General features: G+C 65.0%; 18 protein-coding genes. All 18 read right to left on the bottom strand.

Features of this window, described 5'->3' with window-relative positions:
• Positions 1-12 precede the first annotated feature (12 nt).
• Positions 13-219, bottom strand: coding sequence for a 50S ribosomal protein L29 (rpmC, locus tag GBZ48_RS13505; RefSeq protein ID WP_042694100.1), 207 nt, complete (start codon positions 217-219; stop codon positions 13-15).
• Positions 216-647: a 50S ribosomal protein L16 gene (gene rplP / locus GBZ48_RS13500; protein WP_014246894.1), complete on the bottom strand. Its 432-nt coding sequence runs from the start codon at positions 645-647 to the stop codon at positions 216-218. The genes rpmC and rplP overlap by 4 nt, the downstream gene beginning before the upstream one ends.
• Positions 648-659: 12 nt before the next feature.
• Complete coding sequence (rpsC, locus tag GBZ48_RS13495; protein ID WP_012973211.1) at positions 660-1,409, bottom strand: 30S ribosomal protein S3; 750 nt, start codon at positions 1,407-1,409, stop codon at positions 660-662.
• On the bottom strand, positions 1,409-1,804 hold the full coding sequence (gene rplV, locus GBZ48_RS13490) for a 50S ribosomal protein L22 (protein ID WP_012973210.1): 396 nt from the start codon (positions 1,802-1,804) through the stop codon (positions 1,409-1,411). Before rplV ends, rpsC begins: the two co-directional genes overlap by 1 nt.
• Positions 1,805-1,807: 3 nt before the next feature.
• Positions 1,808-2,086 carry a 30S ribosomal protein S19 gene (rpsS, locus tag GBZ48_RS13485; protein WP_012973209.1) on the bottom strand — a complete coding sequence of 93 codons (279 nt, stop codon included), beginning with the start codon at positions 2,084-2,086 and terminating at the stop codon, positions 1,808-1,810.
• 12 nt (positions 2,087-2,098) lie between these two features.
• Positions 2,099-2,926: a 50S ribosomal protein L2 gene (rplB, locus tag GBZ48_RS13480; protein WP_098740492.1), complete on the bottom strand. Its 828-nt coding sequence runs from the start codon at positions 2,924-2,926 to the stop codon at positions 2,099-2,101.
• 16 nt (positions 2,927-2,942) lie between these two features.
• A complete protein-coding gene (locus GBZ48_RS13475; RefSeq protein ID WP_012973207.1) occupies positions 2,943-3,260 on the bottom strand; it encodes a 50S ribosomal protein L23 in 318 nt (105 codons plus the stop codon).
• Positions 3,257-3,877: a 50S ribosomal protein L4 gene (gene rplD, locus GBZ48_RS13470; protein ID WP_109051340.1), complete on the bottom strand. Its 621-nt coding sequence runs from the start codon at positions 3,875-3,877 to the stop codon at positions 3,257-3,259. The genes GBZ48_RS13475 and rplD overlap by 4 nt, the downstream gene beginning before the upstream one ends.
• 5 nt (positions 3,878-3,882) lie before the next feature.
• Positions 3,883-4,593 (bottom strand): 50S ribosomal protein L3, encoded by a 711-nt coding sequence (gene rplC / locus GBZ48_RS13465; RefSeq protein WP_109452172.1) that lies wholly within the window; start codon positions 4,591-4,593, stop codon positions 3,883-3,885.
• Positions 4,594-4,653: 60 nt separating this feature from the next.
• Positions 4,654-4,962, bottom strand: a complete 309-nt coding sequence (gene rpsJ, locus GBZ48_RS13460) for a 30S ribosomal protein S10 (protein WP_012973204.1) — start codon at positions 4,960-4,962, stop codon at positions 4,654-4,656.
• 542 nt (positions 4,963-5,504) lie between these two features.
• Complete coding sequence (gene tuf / locus GBZ48_RS13455) at positions 5,505-6,695, bottom strand: elongation factor Tu (protein ID WP_014246875.1); 1,191 nt, start codon at positions 6,693-6,695, stop codon at positions 5,505-5,507.
• Positions 6,696-6,733: 38 nt separating this feature from the next.
• Entirely contained in the window at positions 6,734-8,806 is a 2,073-nt protein-coding gene (fusA, locus tag GBZ48_RS13450) for an elongation factor G (RefSeq protein WP_174471526.1), read from the bottom strand.
• A 27-nt stretch (positions 8,807-8,833) separates the two neighbouring features.
• On the bottom strand, positions 8,834-9,304 hold the full coding sequence (gene rpsG, locus GBZ48_RS13445) for a 30S ribosomal protein S7 (RefSeq protein WP_012973202.1): 471 nt from the start codon (positions 9,302-9,304) through the stop codon (positions 8,834-8,836).
• Positions 9,305-9,316: 12 nt separating this feature from the next.
• On the bottom strand, positions 9,317-9,688 hold the full coding sequence (rpsL, locus tag GBZ48_RS13440; protein ID WP_012973201.1) for a 30S ribosomal protein S12: 372 nt from the start codon (positions 9,686-9,688) through the stop codon (positions 9,317-9,319).
• Positions 9,689-10,011: 323 nt separating this feature from the next.
• Positions 10,012-14,184 carry a DNA-directed RNA polymerase subunit beta' gene (gene rpoC / locus GBZ48_RS13435; RefSeq protein ID WP_174471525.1) on the bottom strand — a complete coding sequence of 1,391 codons (4,173 nt, stop codon included), beginning with the start codon at positions 14,182-14,184 and terminating at the stop codon, positions 10,012-10,014.
• Positions 14,185-14,286: 102 nt separating this feature from the next.
• A complete protein-coding gene (gene rpoB / locus GBZ48_RS13430) occupies positions 14,287-18,480 on the bottom strand; it encodes a DNA-directed RNA polymerase subunit beta (protein WP_174471524.1) in 4,194 nt (1,397 codons plus the stop codon).
• A gap of 247 nt (positions 18,481-18,727) precedes the next feature.
• Complete coding sequence (gene rplL / locus GBZ48_RS13425) at positions 18,728-19,105, bottom strand: 50S ribosomal protein L7/L12 (RefSeq protein ID WP_014246882.1); 378 nt, start codon at positions 19,103-19,105, stop codon at positions 18,728-18,730.
• Positions 19,106-19,164: 59 nt separating this feature from the next.
• Positions 19,165-19,689, bottom strand: a complete 525-nt coding sequence (gene rplJ / locus GBZ48_RS13420; protein ID WP_014246881.1) for a 50S ribosomal protein L10 — start codon at positions 19,687-19,689, stop codon at positions 19,165-19,167.
• Between the last annotated feature and the right edge of the window lie 228 nt (positions 19,690-19,917).

Genomic DNA, 19,917 nt, shown 5'->3' with positions numbered 1-19,917 from the left:
GGATGATCCCCCTTACTTGCCGGCGTCGGCGGAGCGGGCACGCTCGCCGAGGATGGTCTTGATGCGGGCGATGTCGCGGCGCACCGTGTTCACCCGCGCGGTGTTCTCCAGCTGGCCGGAGGCCTTCTGGAAGCGCAGGTTGAACTGCTCCTTCTTGAGCTGGATGAGCTGATCGTTCAGCTCATCCGCGCTCTTCGTACGAATGTCTACGGCCTTCATGCCGCGGTCTCCTCGACACCGCCCAGGCGGGTCACCAGCTTCACCTTGATCGGCAGCTTCGCGGCCGCCAGAGCGAAGGCGGTTTTTGCCACATCTGCCGGCACGCCGTCCAGTTCAAACAGGATGCGACCCGGCTTCACGCGAGCCGCCCAGTACTCCGGCGAACCCTTACCGGAACCCATGCGGACTTCGGCGGGCTTGGTGGAGACGGGGAGGTCCGGGAAAATGCGGATCCAGACGCGGCCCTGACGCTTCATCGCACGGGTGATCGCGCGGCGGGCCGCTTCGATCTGACGGGCGGTGATGCGCTCCGGCTCCAGGGCCTTGAGGCCGAAGGAGCCGAAGTTCAGGGCGGTGCCGCCCTTGGCGTTGCCGTGGATGCGGCCCTTGTGGGCCTTACGGAATTTCGTGCGCTTGGGAGAAAGCATCGCTCGGCCCCTTTACTCGCGTTCGGAGCGCTCGGAGCGCTCGCGACGGTCGCGGCGATCGTGCCGCTCGCGGCGCGGTTCGCCATCGGTCGACACCGGCTCGGAACCCATGCGCTTATCCTGCGCCATCGGGTCGTGAGCCATCACCTCGCCCTTGAACACCCACACCTTGACACCGCAGGTGCCGTAGGTGGTCTTGGCGGTGCCCACACCGTAGTCGATGTCGGCGCGCAGGGTGTGCAGCGGAACGCGGCCTTCGCGGTACCACTCCATGCGGGCGATTTCCGCACCGCCGAGACGGCCCGAGCAGTTGATCCGGATGCCCTGGGCGCCCAGACGCATGGCCGACTGCACGGCGCGCTTCATGGCGCGACGAAATGCCACACGGCGCTCGAGCTGGCTGGCGATGTTCTCGGCGATGAGGCGAGCGTCGATTTCCGGCTTGCGGATCTCGACGATGTTCAGGCTCACCTCGCTGCCGGTCATCTTCGACAGCTCAAGACGCAGCTTCTCGATGTCCGCGCCCTTCTTGCCGATCACCACGCCCGGACGAGCCGAATGAATGGTGATGCGGGCCTTCTTGGCCGGACGTTCGATGACGACGCGCGAGCAACCGGCCTGCTGCAGACGACCCTGCAGATAGCCACGCAGCTTCAGGTCCTGGTGCAGCAGATTGGCGTAGTCGCGCTTGGCGAACCAACGGCTGTCCCAGGTCCGGTTGATGCCGAGGCGCAGCCCGATCGGATTGATTTTCTGACCCATTACTCGGCCCCCTCGGCAACGGCGGCGTCACGCTCGCGGACGATGATCGTCAGGTTGCTGAACAGCTTCTCGACCCGGGCGCCACGACCGCGGGCACGGGCGTGGAAGCGCTTCATCACCAGAGCGCGACCGACCGTCGCCGACGACACGTACAGACGGTCGACGTCGAGCTGGTGGTTGTTCTCGGCGTTCGCGATCGCGGCCTGCAGGACCTTCTTCACTTCGCCGGCGATGCGGCGCTTGGAGAAGGTCAGCTCGGCCACGGCACGGCTGGCATCCATGTTCCGGATGAGCTGGGCGACGAGGTTGAGCTTCCGCGGGCTGGTGCGGATCATCGGATTGCGGGCCAGAGCCTCGTTCTCCGCGACCCGGCTGGGGTTGGCAGACTTGCCCATGGCTTACTTCCTCTTCGCCTTCTTGTCCGCCGCGTGGCCATAGAAGGTCCGCGTCGGAGCGAACTCGCCGAACTTGTGACCGATCATGTGCTCGGTAACCAGAACCGGCAGGAACTTGTGGCCGTTGTAGACGCCGAACGTCAGACCGACGAACTGCGGCAGGATGGTCGAACGACGCGACCAGATCTTGATGATCTCGTTGCGGCCCGAAGCCCGGCTCTTGTCCGCCTTCTTCAGCAGATAGCCGTCGACGAACGGGCCCTTCCAAACGGAGCGTGCCATCGTTCGACCTCCTTACTTCGAATGACGGCGGCGCAGGATCAGGCCATCCGTCTTCTTGTTGTGACGAGTCTTCTTGCCCTTGGTCGGCTTGCCCCACGGCGTGACCGGATGACGGCCGCCCGAGGTGCGACCCTCACCACCACCGTGCGGGTGGTCGATCGGGTTCATGGCGACGCCACGGACCGAAGGACGCTTGCCCAGCCAGCGGTTGCGACCGGCCTTGCCAAGGTTGGTGTTCATCTGGTCCGGGTTGGACACGGCACCCAGGGTGGCCATGCACTCGCCACGAACCATGCGCAGCTCGCCGGACGGCAGCTTCAGCTGGGCGTAGCCGCCGTCGCGGCCGACCAGCTGCAGGTAGGTACCGGCGGAACGAGCCACCTGACCACCCTTGCCGGCCTTCAGCTCGACGTTGTGCACGATCGAACCGACCGGGATGTTCTTCAGCGGCATCGCGTTGCCGGGCTTCACGTCGGTGCGCTCGCCGGAGATCACGGTGTCGCCGACCTTCAGGCGCTGCGGCGCCAGGATGTAGGACAGGGTCCCATCCTGGTACTTGATCAGCGCAATGAAGGCCGTGCGGTTCGGATCGTATTCCAGCCGCTCGACGGTGGCCGGAACGTCGAACTTGCGACGCTTGAAGTCCACCAGACGGTAGGTACGCTTGTGCCCGCCACCCATGCGGCGCGCAGTGATGCGGCCGGTGTTGTTGCGGCCACCAGACTTGGTCAAGCCCTCGGTGAGGGTCTTGACCGGCTTGCCCTTCCACAGCTCCGAGCGGTCAACAATGACCAGCTGGCGGAGCGACGGCGTAATCGGGCGGTATTGCTTCAGAGCCATCGGATCACACTCCCGCTCAGATGCCCGTGGTCACGTCGATCTTGTTACCCTCGGCGAGGGTGACGACGGCCTTCTTGAAGTCCGAGCGACGGCCGATGGTGCCGCGGAACCGCTTGGTCTTGCCCTTGGAAACCAGGGTGTTGACCGCGGTCACCTTGACGTTGAAGAGACCTTCAACGGCGGCCTTGATCTCCGGCTTGGAGGCCGTGAGCGGCACGCGGAACGTGACCTGGTTATGCTCCGACACCAACGTCGACTTCTCGGTGATGACGGGAGCGAGGATCAGGTCGTACATCCGCTCCTGGCTCACCGCAGGTTTCGACTGCTTGCTCATTTCAGGCGAGCCTCCAGTTGCTCGACCGCGTTGCGGGTCAGGACCAGCGTGTCGCGGCGGAGAATGTCGTAGACGTTCGCACCCTGCTCCGGCAGCACGTCGATCAGCGGGATGTTGCGCGAAGCCTTGGCGAAGTTATCGTCCAGGTTCGAGCCATCGATGATCAGCGCCGAAGTCAGGCCGAGGGTGGCGAGACGGGCCGCCAGTTCCTTGGTCTTGTGCGTCTCGGCGGCCGCGGCCTCCAGGACGATCAGCTTGCCCTCGGCGGCCTTGGCCGACAGGGCGGTCTTGAGCGCCAGCTTGCGGACCTTCTTGGTCAGGTCGTGGGCATGCGAACGCACCACCGGCCCGAAGATGGTCGCACCGCCGCGGAACTGCGGCGAACGGATGGAGCCCTGACGAGCGCGGCCGGTGCCCTTCTGCCCATAGGGCTTCTTGGTCGTGCCGCTGATCTCGCTGATGCCCTTGGTCTTGTGGTTGCCGGAGCGGCGCTTGGCCAGCTGCCAGTTCACCATGCGGGCCAGCAGGTCGGTGCGGGCCGGCAGACCGAACACGGCGTCCGACAGCTCGATCTCGCCGACGGCTTCGTTGTTCAGATTCTTGATCGTGGCCTTCATGGCGCTCACTCCTGCGTCTCGGCCGGGGCTTCCGCCGCCGGAGCAGACTTGATGCCGGCCGGGAAGGGCAGGCCTTCCGGAGCCTTCTTCTTGACGGCGTCACGGATGCGCAGCCAACCGCCCTCGGCGCCGGGGACGGCACCCTTGAGCAGGATCAGACCACGGGCTTCGTCGACGGACACGACCTGAAGGTTCAGGACCGTGACCCGCTCGTCGCCGAGATGGCCGGCCATCTTCTTGTTCTTGAAGACCTTGCCGGGATCCTGGCGGTTACCCGTCGAACCGTGCGAGCGGTGCGACACCGACACGCCGTGCGTGGCGCGCAGACCACCGAAGTTCCAGCGTTTCATCGCACCGGCAAAGCCCTTGCCGATGGAGGTGCCGGTGACGTCGACGAACTGGCCGGCGACGAAGTGCGACACCGACAGTTCGGCACCGACCTCGATCAGGGCATCGGCATCGACGCGGAACTCGACAAGCTTGCGCTTGGGCTCCACACGCGCCTTGGCGAAATGCCCGCGCTCAGGCTTGTTGACGTTCTTGACCTTGATGGCGCCCGCGCCGAGCTGGACGGCGGTGTAGCCATCCTTTTCCTCGGTGCGAACGGCGACGACCTGGCAGCTGTCGACTTTCAGCACAGTGACCGGAACATGCTGGCCGTCGTCCGTGAAGACGCGGGTCATGCCGACCTTCTGCGCGATCAAACCGGATCGCATTGTTCTTTATCTCCTGACCAGGGACATCCGATTACCGGAGAGGTCCCTTACCAACCAAAATCAGAGCTTGATCTCGACGTCGACGCCGGCGGCGAGGTCGAGCTTCATGAGCGCATCCACGGTCTGCGGCGTCGGATCGACGATGTCGAGCAGGCGCTTGTGGGTGCGGATCTCGAACTGCTCGCGCGACTTCTTGTCGATGTGCGGCGAACGGTTCACGGTGAACTTTTCGATGTGCGTCGGCAGGGGGATCGGGCCCCGCACGCGCGCGCCGGTCCGCTTGGCGGTGTTGACGATCTCGCTGGTCGACTGGTCGAGCACGCGATGATCGAACGCCTTCAGACGGATGCGGATGTTCTGGCTGTCCATGTCCAAACGTCCCTTGCACCTTCTAGCGATGACGCGGACGCGTCACCGGAACTCCACGAGCTTGCTTCGGGGCATCGCCGACAGCGCAAGGCCGCGCGCCGAACCACCGAAACGGGGGCCGACGGGCGACGCTGTGACCGATGCGACGGGCCGATACGAAAAAGAACATCCCCTGCGCGGGAAGCGCGGAGGGGATGTTCCGATCAGCAGACGGCGCGCCTCCCGTGGAGGCGCGCCGTGCCGTTCGTCTCGGGCTGCGTCTAGGCCGAAGCTGCCTACCACCAACCCAAAATCCAGAGGGCGTAATCTCTAGGCGTTCAGCGCCCGCGTGTCAATCCTGAATCTCCCCCCGGATCGGAGGAAGCTGGGTTGACAGGCGGACGGCTCCGAACACCGACGCCCGATGGCTAGAACCGGGCGGGCCGCCCTTCCTGCTCGCGCGGGGAAGACGGCCCGTCTCTTACATCCGACGGCGGGATCGCTCCCGCCGCCCTACCCGTCTCCCTCCGGCGGCCGCCTCACGGCGGCTGCCGGATGGGTCATCACTCGACGATCTTGGCAACGACGCCGGCGCCGACGGTACGGCCGCCCTCACGGATGGCGAAGCGCAGGCCTTCATCCATGGCGATCGGGGCGATCAGCGCCACTTCCATGGCGACGTTGTCGCCCGGCATCACCATCTCGACGCCTTCCGGCAGCGAGACCATGCCCGTCACGTCCGTCGTGCGGAAGTAGAACTGCGGACGGTAGTTGGTGAAGAACGGCGTGTGACGGCCACCCTCTTCCTTCGTCAGGATGTAGGCTTCGGCCTTGAACTTGGTGTGCGGGGTGATCGAACCCGGCTTGGCCAGAACCTGGCCGCGCTCGACGTCCTCACGCTTCGTGCCGCGCAGCAGCGCGCCGATGTTGTCGCCGGCCTCACCCGAATCGAGCAGCTTGCGGAACATCTCGACGCCGGTCACCGTCGTCTTCACCGTCGCCTTCAGGCCGACGATCTCGACTTCGTCACCAACCTTCACGATGCCGCGCTCGACACGGCCGGTCACAACGGTGCCACGGCCCGAGATCGAGAACACGTCTTCGATCGGCATCAGGAACGGACGGTCCTTCGGACGCTCCGGCTGCGGGATGTACTCGTCCACCGTCTTCATCAGCGCCAGGACGGCGTCACGGCCGATCTCCGGCTGACGGTCTTCCAGGGCGCACAGCGCCGAACCCTTGGTGATCGGAATGTCGTCGCCCGGGAACTGGTAGGACGACAGAAGCTCGCGCACTTCCAGCTCGACCAGTTCCAGCAGTTCCGGATCGTCGACCATGTCGACCTTGTTCATGAACACAACCAGCGCCGGAACGCCGACCTGGCGCGCCAGCAGGATGTGCTCGCGGGTCTGCGGCATCGGGCCGTCGGCGGCGGACACGACCAGGATCGCGCCGTCCATCTGGGCGGCGCCCGTGATCATGTTCTTCACGTAGTCGGCGTGGCCCGGGCAGTCGACGTGCGCGTAGTGGCGGTTGGTCGTCTCGTACTCGACGTGCGCCGTCGAGATCGTGATGCCGCGCGCCTTCTCTTCCGGCGCCTTGTCGATCTGGTCGTAAGCGGTGAAGGTGGCGCCGCCGGACTCCGCCAGCACCTTCGTGATCGCCGCCGTCAGCGACGTCTTGCCGTGGTCGACGTGGCCGATCGTGCCAACGTTGCAGTGCGGCTTGTTCCGCTCGAACTTTGCCTTCGCCATGGGGTGGTCTCTCCGTTTCTCAATCGTTCCAGCGGTCTTCAGGCCACCTTGGCGCGGACGCCGTCCGCGATGGCCTGTGGCACCGGCTCATAATGGTCGAACTGCATGCTGTACTGCGCGCGGCCCTGACTCATGGAGCGCAGGGAGTTCACATAGCCGAACATGGCCGCCAAGGGAACCAGTCCCGTGACGATTCGCGCGTTGCCGCGCTGGTCCATGCCGGTGATCTGTCCCCGGCGACCGTTCAGGTCGCCGATGACGTCGCCCATATAGTCGTCCGGCGTGATGATTTCGACCCGCATCAGCGGTTCCAACAGCGCCGGAGCGGCTTTTGTCATAGCCTCGCGGAAGGCGGTCCGTGCCGCGAGTTCGAAGGCGAGCGGCGAGGAGTCGACGTCGTGCGCCTCGCCGGCGGTCAGGGTCACCTTGACGTCGACAACCGGATAGCCGGCAACGACACCGCTGTCCTTCGCGGCCTCCAGCCCCTTCTGCACACCGGCGACGAACTCGCGCGGCAGGCCAGCCGCCCGGTTCTCGAAGACGAAGCCGGCACTGCGGTCCAGCGCCTCCAGCTTCAGCGTCACGCGCGCGAACTGGGCGCGGTCGCCGGCCTGGCGGGCATGGACATGATCGACCTCGGCAGAGCGCAGCACGGTCTCCCGATAGGCAACCTTCGGCACACCAACAGCCGCGTCGACGCGAAACTCGCGCCTCATGCGGTCGACGATGATGTCGAGATGCAGCTCGCCCATGCCGCGGATCACGGTCTGGCCGCTTTCGCGGTCCACCGTAACCTGCAAAGAGGGATCCTCATGGCCGAGGCGATTCAACGCCGCCGCCATCTTGTCATGGTCCGCGTCGGTCCGCGGCTCGACCACGATCTCGATTACGGGCTCGGGAACGTCCAGACGCTCCAGCACGATCGGTTTGGCAGGATCGCACAACGTATCGCCGGTCGCCGTATGCTCCAGACCCGCGAAGGCCACGATGTCGCCGGTATGGGCGCGCTCGATGTCTTCACGGCTGTTGGCGTGCATCAGCAGCATGCGGCCGATCTTCTCGCGCTCACCCTTGACCGGGTTCAGCAGCGAATCGCCGACGCTGACGGTGCCGGAATAGATACGGCAGAAGGTGAGCGTCCCGACATAGGGGTCGTTCATCACCTTGAAGGCGAGGCCCGAGAAAGGCGCGCTGTCGTTGGCGGCCCGTTCCTCGGCCCGGTCGCCACCAACCGCGTGGCCCGTCACCGAACCGATATCGTTCGGGGCGGGCAAATAATCGACCACGGCGTCCAGCATTGGCTGGATGCCCTTATTGCGGAAAGCCGACCCGCACAGCACCGGAACCATGGCGCCGGCAATCGTGCCTTTGCGAATCAACGCGCGCAGCACATCGGGCGTCGGCTCCTCGCCGCGCTCGAGATAGGCGGCCATCGCAGCCTCATCGAGGTCGAGCACGGCATCCAGCAGCGCCTGCCGGGCGCTTGCCGCCGGTCCGGCCAGATCCTCGGGAATGTCAGTGTGCTGGAATTCGGCGCCGAGCGTTTCGGCCTTCCAGATCGTGGCGCGCATCGCAACCAGATCGACGACACCGGAGAAGCCGGCCTCGCTGCCGATGGGGAGTTCAACGACCAGCGGCTTGACGCCAAGGCGGTCGGCCATCATGGCGACACAGCTGTCGAAGTCCGCGCCAACGCGGTCCATCTTGTTGACGAAGGCCATGCGCGGCACGCCGTACTTGTCGGCCTGCCGCCACACGGTCTCGGTCTGGGGCTCGACCCCCGCAACCGCGTCGAAGATGGCAACGGCGCCATCCAGAACGCGCAGCGACCGCTCGACCTCAATGGTGAAATCCACGTGGCCGGGCGTATCGATGATGTTGATGCGGTGGTCGCGCCAGAAACAGGTCGTTGCCGCCGACGTGATGGTGATGCCCCGCTCCTGCTCCTGCTCCATCCAGTCCATGACGGCGGTGCCGTCATTGACCTCGCCCATGCGATAGGACTTGCCGGTATAGAACAGGATGCGCTCGGTCGTCGTCGTCTTGCCGGCATCGATGTGAGCCATGATGCCGATGTTGCGGTAACGGTCGAGGGCGTGCGAGCGGGGCATGCAAAATCACCAGGACAGGCGTTAACCTTACCAGCGGTAGTGCGAGAACGCCTTGTTGGCTTCCGCCATACGGTGCGTGTCTTCGCGCTTCTTCACGGCAGTGCCGCGCTGGCTGGCGGCATCGAGCAGCTCACCCGACAGACGCTCGGTCATCGTGTTTTCCGAGCGGGCGCGGGCGGCGCTGATCAGCCAACGGATGGCCAGGGCCTGTGCGCGGTCCGAACGGACCTCGACCGGAACCTGATAGGTCGCACCGCCGACGCGACGCGAACGCACTTCGAGGTGCGGCTTCACGTTGGCCAGGGCATCGTGGAAGACCTGAACGGGGTCGTTCTTGGTCTTGACCTCGATACGGCCCAGAGCACCGTAGACGATGCCTTCGGCTGCCGACTTCTTGCCGTCCAGCATCAGGCAGTTCATGAACTTCGTCAGGACGCGGTCGCCATACTTGGCGTCCGGCAGGACTTCACGCTTCTCGGCGCGATGACGACGGGACATCGTGAGTTCTCCTTACTTCGGACGCTTCGCGCCGTACTTCGAACGACGCTGCTTACGATCCTTGACGCCCTGGGTATCCAGCGTGCCGCGAATGATGTGATAGCGAACGCCGGGAAGATCCTTCACACGACCGCCGCGGATCATGACCACCGAGTGTTCCTGGAGGTTGTGGCCCTCACCAGGGATGTAGCTCGTCACCTCGAAGCCGTTCGTCAGACGAACGCGGGCGACCTTACGGAGCGCCGAGTTCGGCTTCTTCGGGGTGGTGGTGTAAACGCGAGTGCAGACGCCACGCTTCTGCGGGCAGGCCTCCATCGCGGGAACCTTGTTGCGCGCGGCCAACGGCTCGCGCGGCTTACGGATCAACTGGTTGATCGTCGGCATATCTGCCCTTCATCCCTTCAAGATCACTCGGCCGGACGAGCCGGACGAAGCAAAAGCCCGCCTGCGAAACGTTGCCGTTCCGAGCGGGCTGAATGAGCGAAAGCCGACCGGAGGACTCCGATCGGCGGGATCGGTGGATTCAAGCGGACGCACGGAGAGCCCGGGCGGCCTTTGAAGTTCGCGGACTTTAAGGAAAGGCCGAGAGAGAGTCAAGGACGGTATTATAGCTTGCAGGCTCCCCGACTCTCAATCAGCAAAGCCCAAAGAAAAGGGCGCGTCCGTCACGGAACGCGCCCCCTCCCCTACTCAATAAGCCAGACCGATCAGGCCGCGGAGCTTTCCTCGCCCGGGGTCGGCAGGGCCGGAGTTTCCTCCGGAGCGCCGGCCTCCAGGGCCGCTTCGCGGTCACGCTCGGCGGCGATCAGCTTCAGACGGTTCACCACGGAGCCCGTGCCGGCGGGGATCAGACGGCCGACGATGACGTTCTCCTTCAGACCTTCCAGGTTGTCGACCTTGCCGCCGACGGCCGCTTCCGTGAGGACGCGGGTGGTTTCCTGGAACGACGCGGCCGAGATGAAGGACCGCGTCTGCAGGCTGGCCTTGGTGATGCCCTGGAGAACGGGGTGGCCGTGCGCCGGCTGCAAGCCTTCCGCAACGGTCTTCTCGTTCTCCTCGTCGAACTCCTGGCGGTCGACCTGCTCGCCCACCAGGAAGGTGGTCTCGCCGGCGTCGGTGATCTCGACCTTCTGCAGCATCTGGCGAACGATCACCTCGATGTGCTTGTCGTTGATCTTCACGCCCTGCAGTCGATAGACGTCCTGGATTTCGTTGATCAGGTAGTCGGCCAAGGCCTCCACACCCATCACCGCCAGGATGTCGTGCGGAACCGGGTTGCCGTCCATCAGCAGATCGCCGCGTTCGACATAGTCACCCTCCTGCACGGAGATGTGCTTGCCCTTCGGGATCAGATACTCCTTCTCGTCGCCGCTCTCGTCGTTGCGGACGACGATGCGGCGCTTGGTCTTGTAGTCCTTACCGAATTCGACGCGGCCGCTCATCTCCGAGATGATGGCGAAGTCCTTCGGACGACGCGCCTCGAACAGCTCGGCCACACGCGGCAGACCGCCGGTGATATCGCGGGTCTTGGACGACTCGCGCGGGATACGCGCCAGCACGTCGCCGGCCTTCACCTCCGCACCGTTCTCCACCGACAGGATGGCGTCCACCGACATGAAGTAGCGGGCTTCCAGGCCGTTCGGCAGAGTGATCAGTTCACCCCGGTCGTCCACCAGCGCGATGCGCGGCTTCAGATCGGCGCCACGCGGCTGCTGCCGCCAGTCGACGACCACCTTGGAGCTGATGCCCGTCGCCTCGTCCATCACCTCGCGCATGGAGATACCCTCCACGAGGTCGATGTAACGGGCGGTACCGGCACGCTCGGTGATGATCGGCAGGGTGTAAGGATCCCACTCGGCCAGCTTGGCGCCGCGCTCGACCTTCACGCCCTCGTCGGCCAGCAGCTTGGCACCATACGGCACGCGGTGACGCGCCCGCTCGCGGCCCTGCTCGTCGAGCAGGATCACTTCGGTGCTGCGGCCCATGACGACCGGGATGCCCGACGAGTTCATAACGACGTTGCGGTTGTTGATCCGCACCGTCGCGTCGAACGCCGCCTCGATCTGGCTCTGCTCCGCACCGCGCTGCGCCGCACCGCCGATGTGGAAGGTGCGCATCGTCAGCTGGGTGCCCGGCTCGCCGATCGACTGCGCCGCGATGACGCCGACCGCCTCGCCGGTATTGACCAGCGTGCCGCGGGCGAGATCTCGGCCGTAGCACTTGGCGCAGACGCCGTCGCGGGTCTCGCAGGTCAGAACCGAGCGGATCTTGACCGAATCGATGCCCGACCGCTCGATGCGGTCGACCGTCGGCTCGTCGATCAGGCCGCCGTCCTCGACGATCAGTTCGCCGTTCAGCGGGTCGATCACCGCCCCGACCACGGTGCGGCCGAGGATGCGGTCGCCCAGCGGGCTGATGACCTCGCCGCCGTCGATCACCGCCTTGACGGTGATGCCGCGCTCGGTGCCGCAATCATGCTCGACGATGATGGCGTCCTGCGCGACGTCGACCAGACGGCGGGTGAGGTAACCGGAATTCGCCGTCTTCAAGGCGGTGTCGGCCAGACCCTTGCGGGCGCCGTGGGTGGAGTTGAAGTACTCCAGCACGGTCAGGCCTTCCTTGAAGTTCGAGATGATCGGCGTCTCGATGATCTCGCCCGACGGCTTGGCCATCAGGCCGCGCATGCCGGCCAGCTGACGGATCTGCGCGGCGGAACCACGCGCACCGGAGTGGGCCATCATGTACACCGAGTTGACCGGCTTGCCGGCTTCGGTGGTCGAGATCGCCTTCATCATCTCGGAGGCGACCTTTTCGGTGCATTCCGACCAGACGTCGACGACCTTGTTGTACTTCTCGCCCTGGGTGATCAGGCCGTCGAGATACTGCTGCTCGAACTCCTTCACCCGCTCCTTCGACTCGTTGACCAGCTTCTCCTTGGCGGCGGGGATGACCATGTCGTCCTTACCGAAGGAGATGCCGGCGCGGCAGGCGTGACCGAAGCCGAGCTTCATCAGGCGGTCGGCGAAGATCACCGTCTCCTTCTGACCGCAATGGCGGTAGACGGCGTCGATGACGTTGCCGACGTCCTTCTTGGTCAGGACGCGGTTGATCAGCGAGAAGGGCACCTTCGGGTGACGCGGCAGCAACTCCGACAGGAGCATGCGGCCCGGCGTCGTCTCGACGATGCTGATCTTCTCGTTGCCCTCGTCATCCACGCCGACGTAGCGGGCCTTGATCTTCGCATGGATAGACAGGACCTTGGCGTTCAGCGCCTGCTCGATTTCCGAGACGTTGGCGAACACCATGCCCTCGCCCTTCTCGCTCGGGCGGTCCATGGAGATGTAGTAGATGCCGAGCACGATGTCCTGCGACGGCACGATGATCGGCTTGCCGTTGGCGGGCGACAGGATGTTGTTGGTCGACATCATCAGGACGCGGGCTTCCAGCTGGGCCTCAAGGCTCAGCGGAACGTGCACGGCCATCTGGTCGCCGTCGAAGTCGGCGTTGAAGGCGGTGCAGACCAGCGGGTGCAGCTGGATCGCCTTGCCTTCGATCAGCGTCGGCTCGAACGCCTGGATGCCGAGACGGTGCAGCGTCGGCGCGCGGTTCAGCATCACCGGATGCTCGCGGATGACCTCTTCCAGGATGTCCCACACCTCGGGACGCTCCTTTTCCACCATCCGCTTGGCGGCCTTGATGGTGGAGGCGAGGCCGTACAGCTCCAGCTTGGCGTAGATGAAGGGCTTGAACAGCTCCAGCGCCATCTTCTTCGGCAGGCCGCACTGGTGCAGCTTCAGCTCCGGACCGACGACGATGACCGAACGGCCGGAATAGTCGACGCGCTTGCCGAGCAGGTTCTGACGGAAGCGGCCCTGCTTGCCCTTCAGCATGTCCGACAGCGACTTCAGCGGACGCTTGTTGGCGCCGGTGATGACACGGCCGCGGCGGCCGTTGTCGAACAGAGCGTCGACGGCCTCCTGCAGCATGCGCTTCTCGTTGCGGACGATGATGTCCGGCGCCTTCAGCTCGATCAGCCGCTTCAGACGGTTGTTGCGGTTGATGACGCGGCGGTACAGGTCGTTCAGGTCGGACGTGGCGAAACGGCCGCCGTCGAGCGGCACCAGCGGACGCAGCTCGGGCGGGATCACCGGAATGACTTCCAGGATCATCCACTCGGGGCGCGACTGCGAGGCCAGGAAGGCGTCGATCAGCTTCAGGCGCTTGACCAGCTTCTTGCGCTTGGCTTCGGAGTTGGTGTCGCGCAGGTCCTCACGGCAGCGCTTCTTCTCCTCGTCGAGGTCGAGCGCGGACAGCATGATGCGCAGCGCTTCGGCACCGATCGAGGCGGTGAAAGCGTCCTCGCCGTACTCGTCCTGAGCGTTCATGTACTCTTCCTCGCTCAGCAGCGAATGCAGCTTGAGCGGGGTGAGGCCGGGCTCGATGACGACGTAGTTTTCGAAATAGAGGATGCGCTCCAGATCCTTGAGCGTCATGTCGAGCAGCAGGCCGATGCGGCTTGGCAGCGACTTCAGGAACCAGATGTGCGCGACCGGGGACGCCAGTTCGATGTGGCCCATGCGCTCGCGCCGGACCTTCGACAGGGTGACCTCGACGCCGCACTTCTCGCAGATGATGCCGCGATACTTCATGCGCTTGTACTTGCCGCACAAGCACTCGTAGTCCTTGATCGGGCCGAAGATGCGGGCGCAGAACAGGCCGTCGCGCTCCGGCTTGAAGGTGCGGTAGTTGATGGTTTCCGGCTTCTTGATCTCGCCGTAGGACCAGGACCGGATCCGCTCGGGGCTCGCGATCTGGATGCGGATCTGATCGAAGCTCTGCGGCCCCTGGACCTGGCCGAAAATGTTCATCAACTCATTCATGACCGTCTCCCGCTGGCATCGCCGCGTTGTCGGTTAAGGGCAGTGCATGACCCCGGACCGGCGCGAATGCGCCGCTCCGGGGTTTGGTCACGTCAAATCGGCTCAGTAGGACCGCTGGTTCAGTTCGACGTTCAGGCCGAGCGAGCGCAGCTCCTTGACCAGCACGTTGAACGACTCCGGAATGCCGGCCTCGAAGTTGTCGTCGCCGCGGACGATGGCCTCGTAGACCTTGGTGCGGCCGGACACATCGTCCGACTTCACCGTCAGCATCTCCTGCAGCGTGTAGGCGGCGCCGTAGGCTTCGAGCGCCCAGACCTCCATCTCACCGAAGCGCTGACCGCCGAACTGGGCCTTGCCGCCCAGCGGCTGCTGCGTGACCAGCGAGTAGGGACCGATCGACCTGGCGTGGATCTTGTCGTCCACGAGGTGGTGCAGCTTCAGCATGTAGATGTAGCCGACAGTGACCTTGCGATCGAAGGTCTCGCCAGTGCGGCCGTCCACCAGCGTCGACTGGCCCGACCGGTCGAAGCCGGCGCGTTCCAGATGGACGCAGATGTCCTCCTCGCGGGCGCCGTCGAAGACCGGCGTCGCGAAGGGCACGCCCTTGCGCAGGTTGCCGCCGAGCTCCAGCAGCTCGCCGTCGGTCATGTCGGCGATGTCCTCGTTGTAGGTCACCTCGCCGTACGCCGACTTCAGCGTGCCGCGCAGGGCCTCCAGCTGGGGAGCGCCTTCGGCCTTCTGGCGGATCGCCAGACGGTACTGATCGACCGCACGGCCGATCTGCTTGCCGAGACCCGAAGCCGCCCAACCGAGGTGGGTTTCCAGGATCTGACCGACGTTCATGCGCGACGGCACGCCCAGCGGGTTCAGCACCAGATCGACGGGGGTGCCGTCCTCCAGGTAGGGCATGTCCTCCTGCGGGATGATGCGCGAGACGACACCCTTGTTGCCGTGGCGGCCGGCCATCTTGTCGCCCGGCTGCAGCTTGCGCTTCACCGCGACGAAGACCTTGACCATCTTCATGACGCCCGGCGGCAGCTCGTCACCGCGCTGCAGCTTGTCGACCTTGTTCTCGAAGCGGTCCTGCAGGGCCTTGATCGAGTCGTCGAACACCTTCGCCAGGTTCTCGACGGTCTCCATCACCTGCTCGTCGGCGATGGCGATCTGGCGCCACAGGCCCTTCGACAGGCCGGCCAGCACCTCGTCGGTCAGCACCGTGCCGCCCTTCATGCCCTTCGGGCCGGACTGCGCGGTCTGGCCGATCAGCACTTCCTTCAGGCGGGTGTAGAAGCTGCGCTCCAGGATGCCGCGCTCGTCGTCGCGGTCCTTGGCCAGCTTCTCGATCTCGGCGCGTTCGATGGCGAGCGCGCGCTCGTCCTTGTCGACGCCGCGGCGGCTGAACACGCGGACCTCGACGATGGTCCCGACCACACCCGGCGGCAGGCGCAGCGAGGTGTCGCGGACGTCGGAAGCCTTCTCGCCGAAGATGGCGCGCAGCAGCTTCTCTTCCGGCGTCATCGGGCTTTCGCCCTTCGGCGTCACCTTGCCGACCAGAATGTCACCCGGACGGACTTCGGCGCCGATATAGACGATGCCCGCCTCGTCGAGGTTCTTCAGAGCTTCCTCACCCACGTTCGGAATGTCGCGGGTGATTTCCTCCTGGCCCAGCTTGGTGTCGCGGGCCATGACCTCGAACTCCTCGATGTGGATCGAGGTGAAGACGTCGTCCTTGACGATGCGCTCATTAATGAGGATCGAGTCCTCGAAGTTGTAGCCGTTCCACGGCATGAACGCGACGAGCACGTTCCGGCCGAGCGCCAGCTCACCCAGATCGGTCGACGGACCGTCGGCCACGATGTCGCCGGCGTTCACCCGGTCACCGACCTTCACCAGCGGACGCTGGGTGATGCAGGTGTTCTGGTTGGAACGCTGGAACTTCAGCAGGTTGTAGATGTCGACACCCGGCGCCGTGCTGTCCGAGCTGTCGGTCGCACGGACGACGATGCGGGTGGCGTCGACCTGGTCGACGATGCCCGAACGCTTGGCGACGATGGTCACGCCGCTGTCGCGGGCGACGGTCGCCTCCATGCCGGTGCCGACCAGCGGGGCGTCGGCCTTGACCAGCGGCACCGCCTGACGCTGCATGTTCGAGCCCATCAGCGCGCGGTTGGCGTCGTCGTTCTCAAGAAACGGGATCAGCGCCGCGGCGACGGACACCAGCTGCTTCGGCGACACGTCGATCAGGTCGATGGCTTCCGGCCGGAACATCAGGTATTCGCCGCCCTGGCGGCAGGACACCAGATCGGCAGCGAAGCTGTTGTCCGCGTTCAATTCGGCGTTCGCCTGGGCGACGACGTAGCGGCCCTCCTCCATCGCCGACAGATAGACCACCTCGTTGGTGACCTTGCCGTCAATGACCTTGCGGTAGGGGCTCTCGATGAAACCGTACTGGTTCACGCGGGCATAGGTCGCCAGCGAGTTGATCAGACCGATGTTCGGGCCTTCCGGCGTCTCAATCGGGCAGATGCGGCCATAGTGCGTCGGGTGCACGTCGCGCACCTCGAAGCCGGCGCGCTCGCGGGTCAGACCGCCCGGGCCCAGCGCCGACAGACGACGCTTGTGCGTGATCTCGGACAGCGGGTTGGTCTGGTCCATGAACTGCGACAGCTGCGACGAGCCGAAGAACTCGCGCACGGCGGCAGCGGCCGGCTTGGCGTTGATCAGGTCGTGCGGCATCACCGTGTCGATCTCGACCGAGCTCATGCGCTCGCGGATCGCACGTTCCATGCGCAGCAGGCCGACGCGGTACTGGTTCTCCATCAGCTCGCCGACCGAGCGGACGCGGCGGTTGCCGAGATGGTCGATGTCGTCGATCTCGCCGCGGCCGTCCTTCAGGTTCACCAGAACCTTCAGGATCTCCAGGATGTCCTCCTTGCGGAGCACACGCATCTGGTCGTCGGTCTGGAAGTTCAGACGGGCGTTCATCTTGACGCGGCCGACGGCCGACAGGTCGTAGCGCTCGCTGTCGAAGAACAGACCGGAGAACAAAGCCTCGGCCGATTCCAGGGTCGGCGGCTCGCCCGGACGCATGACGCGGTAGATGTCGATCAGCGCGTCTTCGCGGCTGGCGTTGCGGTCCGCGTTCATCGTGTTACGGATGTAGGCGCCGACGTTCAGATGGTCGATCGCCAGCACCGGCAACTCGTCGACGCCGGTCTTCTCCAGCTTGTCGAGGTCGCTCGCCGACAGCTCGTCACCGGCTTCGAACAGGACTTCGCCCGTGCGCTCGTTGATGATGTCGACGGCGAGGTAGCGGCCGGTCAGCTCCTCGGTGGAGACCTGCTGCTCGGTCAGGCCGGCCTCGACCAGCTTCTTGATGACGCGCGGCGTCATCTTGGTGCCGGCCTCGGCAACGATGGCGCCGGTGGCGGCATCCACGAGGTCGGAGATCAGCTTGACGCCCTTCATCCGCTCGGCGCTGAACGGGGTCTTCCAACCGCCGGCCGACCGGGTGTAGGTGATCGTGTCGTAGAAGTAGTTGAGGATCTCTTCCTTGGCCATGCCCTGCGCCTCGTAGGGCAGCAGGTCCTTGCGGTTGGCCTTGCGCTCGGCGCGCAGCGCCTCGGTCTCCGCGCCGTCCAGGGCGAACAGCAGCGTGGTGGCCGGCAGCTTGCGGCGGCGGTCGATGCGGACGTAGACGAGATCCTTGGCGTCGAACTCGAAGTCGAGCCAGGAACCGCGGTAGGGGATGACGCGGGCGGCGAACAGATACTTGCCCGACGCGTGGGTCTTGCCCTTGTCATGGTCGAAGAAGACGCCCGGGCTGCGGTGCATCTGCGAGACGATGACGCGCTCGGTGCCGTTGATGACGAAGGTGCCGTTGGCCGTCATCAGGGGCATGTCGCCCATGTAGACGTCCTGCTCCTTGATGTCGCGGATCGAACGGAGGCCGGTGTCCTCCTCGACGTCGAACACGGACAGGCGCAGGGTCACCTTCAGCGGAGCGGCGAAGGTCATGCCGCGCTGCTGGCATTCCTCGACGTCGTATTTCGGCTGCTCAAGCTCGTACTTGACGAAATCCAGCACCGCGCGGTCGGAGAAGTCCTTGATCGGGAAGACCGACTTGAAGACTTCCTGCAGGCCCAGGTTCGCCCGCTTTTCCGGGGCGACGTCCATTTGCAGGAAGTGATCGTAGGAGCTGCGCTGCACCTCGATGAGGTTGGGCATCTGGGTGACTTCCGGGATGCGCCCGAAGCTCTTCCGAACACGTTTACGACCCGTAAAGGATTTGGCCATGGATGTCCCCAAACGTCTGTACGTGATGCGCGTTATACCGACCGTTCAACCGACCGTAGGATCGAGCCGACTGGTGTCGACCGGTCCCGAGGGCGCCCGCGCGGGCCATCCCCATGATGGGGACGGAAAGAGCCGGGCCGGGCAAGCCCGGTCCGGCGGAAGGCAGAAAATGCCGTGCGGCGGCCGGTCCCCTAGGGAACCGACCGCCGTCCGGCTTGGTACTGTGTGATCCGTACGCAACAAGGTCTTACTTAATATCGACCTTGGCGCCGGCTTCTTCAAGCTGCTTCTTGATCTTGGCGGCCTCGTCCTTCGTGGCGCCTTCCTTGACCGGCTTCGGAGCGCCCTCGACCAGGTCCTTGGCTTCCTTCAGGCCCAGGCCGGTGATCGCACGGACTTCCTTAATCACGTTGATCTTCTTGTCGCCGGCATCGGCGAGGATCACCGTGAACTCGGTCTGCTCTTCGGCCGGAGCGGCAGCGGCAGCGGCCGGGCCGGCGGCGGCAACGGCCACCGGAGCGGCGGCAGAGACGCCCCACTTCTCTTCGAGGAGCTTCGACAGCTCGGCGGCTTCCAGGACGGTCAGGGCCGACAGATCGTCGACGAGCTTCTGCAGATCAGCCATGTTACTACTCCAAACGACTTGAGTTCTGGGGATGTAAAAAAACGAGTGACTAGGCCTGGTTAGGCCGCCGCCTCGTCGTCCTTCTTCGCGTAGGCAGCAAGCACGCGGGCGACCTGGCCGCCCGGAGCCTGGAGGACACCGGCGATACGGGTCGCCGGGGTCTGGATCATGCCCACGAGGCGGCCACGCAGTTCGTCCAGCGACGGGAGCGAGGCGAGGGCCTTGACCCCCTCCGCGTCCAGAATCTGGGTGCCGAGGCTGGCGCCGACGATCTTGAGCTTCTCGTTGGTCTTCGCGTAGTCGGCCACCACCTTGGCAGCCGCAACGGGATCCTTCGAGAAGGCGATCGCCGTCGGTCCCTTGAAGAGACCGTCCAGACCCTCGAACTGCGTCCCCTGAAGGGAACGACGGGCGAGCCGGTTCTTCGTCACTTTGAAGCTGGCGCCAGCAGCCCGAACCTTCGCACGCAGGTCGGTGACTTCCTTCACCGTCAGGCCCAGATGGTGGGTGACCACCACCAGGCCCGTGTCCTGGAGCTTCGATTGCAGAGCCGCGATCGTCGCTTCTTTTTGTGTACGATCCACGGATCGCCTCCTTGCACAGAGGTGTACATGGACCCCCGTCCCCGAAGGGCCGGAGATCCGGCGAACCTGTCCCAGAAGTCAAGCCGTTCCTGAACCGGTTCCCGTCGCACATGGCGGCGGGGCCGGAGGGGTAAACGGGTTCAACTCCTGTCTGCGCGGGTCAATTTTAAGCCCTTCCCTCTCCTTGCGGTCGGGGACGGGCACCAGCGGTCTCGGACAGGGGTGGGC

The sequence above is a fragment of the Azospirillum melinis genome (genome assembly GCF_013340935.1).
Lineage (GTDB): Bacteria > Pseudomonadota > Alphaproteobacteria > Azospirillales > Azospirillaceae > Azospirillum > Azospirillum melinis.
The sequence above is the reverse complement of the archived record's forward strand: the minus strand, read 5'-3'. Positions and strand labels throughout refer to the sequence as shown.

Coding starts and splice junctions, on each gene's coding strand:
- rpmC (WP_042694100.1), bottom strand. CDS start 219: ATGAAGGCCGTAGACATTCGTACGAAGAGCGCGGATGAGCTGAACGAT.
- rplP (WP_014246894.1), bottom strand. CDS start 647: ATGCTTTCTCCCAAGCGCACGAAATTCCGTAAGGCCCACAAGGGCCGC.
- rpsC (WP_012973211.1), bottom strand. CDS start 1,409: ATGGGTCAGAAAATCAATCCGATCGGGCTGCGCCTCGGCATCAACCGG.
- rplV (WP_012973210.1), bottom strand. CDS start 1,804: ATGGGCAAGTCTGCCAACCCCAGCCGGGTCGCGGAGAACGAGGCTCTG.
- rpsS (WP_012973209.1), bottom strand. CDS start 2,086: ATGGCACGCTCCGTTTGGAAGGGCCCGTTCGTCGACGGCTATCTGCTG.
- rplB (WP_098740492.1), bottom strand. CDS start 2,926: ATGGCTCTGAAGCAATACCGCCCGATTACGCCGTCGCTCCGCCAGCTG.
- GBZ48_RS13475 (WP_012973207.1), bottom strand. CDS start 3,260: ATGAGCAAGCAGTCGAAACCTGCGGTGAGCCAGGAGCGGATGTACGAC.
- rplD (WP_109051340.1), bottom strand. CDS start 3,877: ATGAAGGCCACGATCAAGAATCTGAACAACGAAGCCGTCGGCGAGATC.
- rplC (WP_109452172.1), bottom strand. CDS start 4,593: ATGCGATCCGGTTTGATCGCGCAGAAGGTCGGCATGACCCGCGTCTTC.
- rpsJ (WP_012973204.1), bottom strand. CDS start 4,962: ATGGACAGCCAGAACATCCGCATCCGTCTGAAGGCGTTCGATCATCGC.
- tuf (WP_014246875.1), bottom strand. CDS start 6,695: ATGGCGAAGGCAAAGTTCGAGCGGAACAAGCCGCACTGCAACGTTGGC.
- fusA (WP_174471526.1), bottom strand. CDS start 8,806: ATGCCCCGCTCGCACGCCCTCGACCGTTACCGCAACATCGGCATCATG.
- rpsG (WP_012973202.1), bottom strand. CDS start 9,304: ATGTCCCGTCGTCATCGCGCCGAGAAGCGTGAAGTCCTGCCGGACGCC.
- rpsL (WP_012973201.1), bottom strand. CDS start 9,688: ATGCCGACGATCAACCAGTTGATCCGTAAGCCGCGCGAGCCGTTGGCC.
- rpoC (WP_174471525.1), bottom strand. CDS start 14,184: ATGAATGAGTTGATGAACATTTTCGGCCAGGTCCAGGGGCCGCAGAGC.
- rpoB (WP_174471524.1), bottom strand. CDS start 18,480: ATGGCCAAATCCTTTACGGGTCGTAAACGTGTTCGGAAGAGCTTCGGG.
- rplL (WP_014246882.1), bottom strand. CDS start 19,105: ATGGCTGATCTGCAGAAGCTCGTCGACGATCTGTCGGCCCTGACCGTC.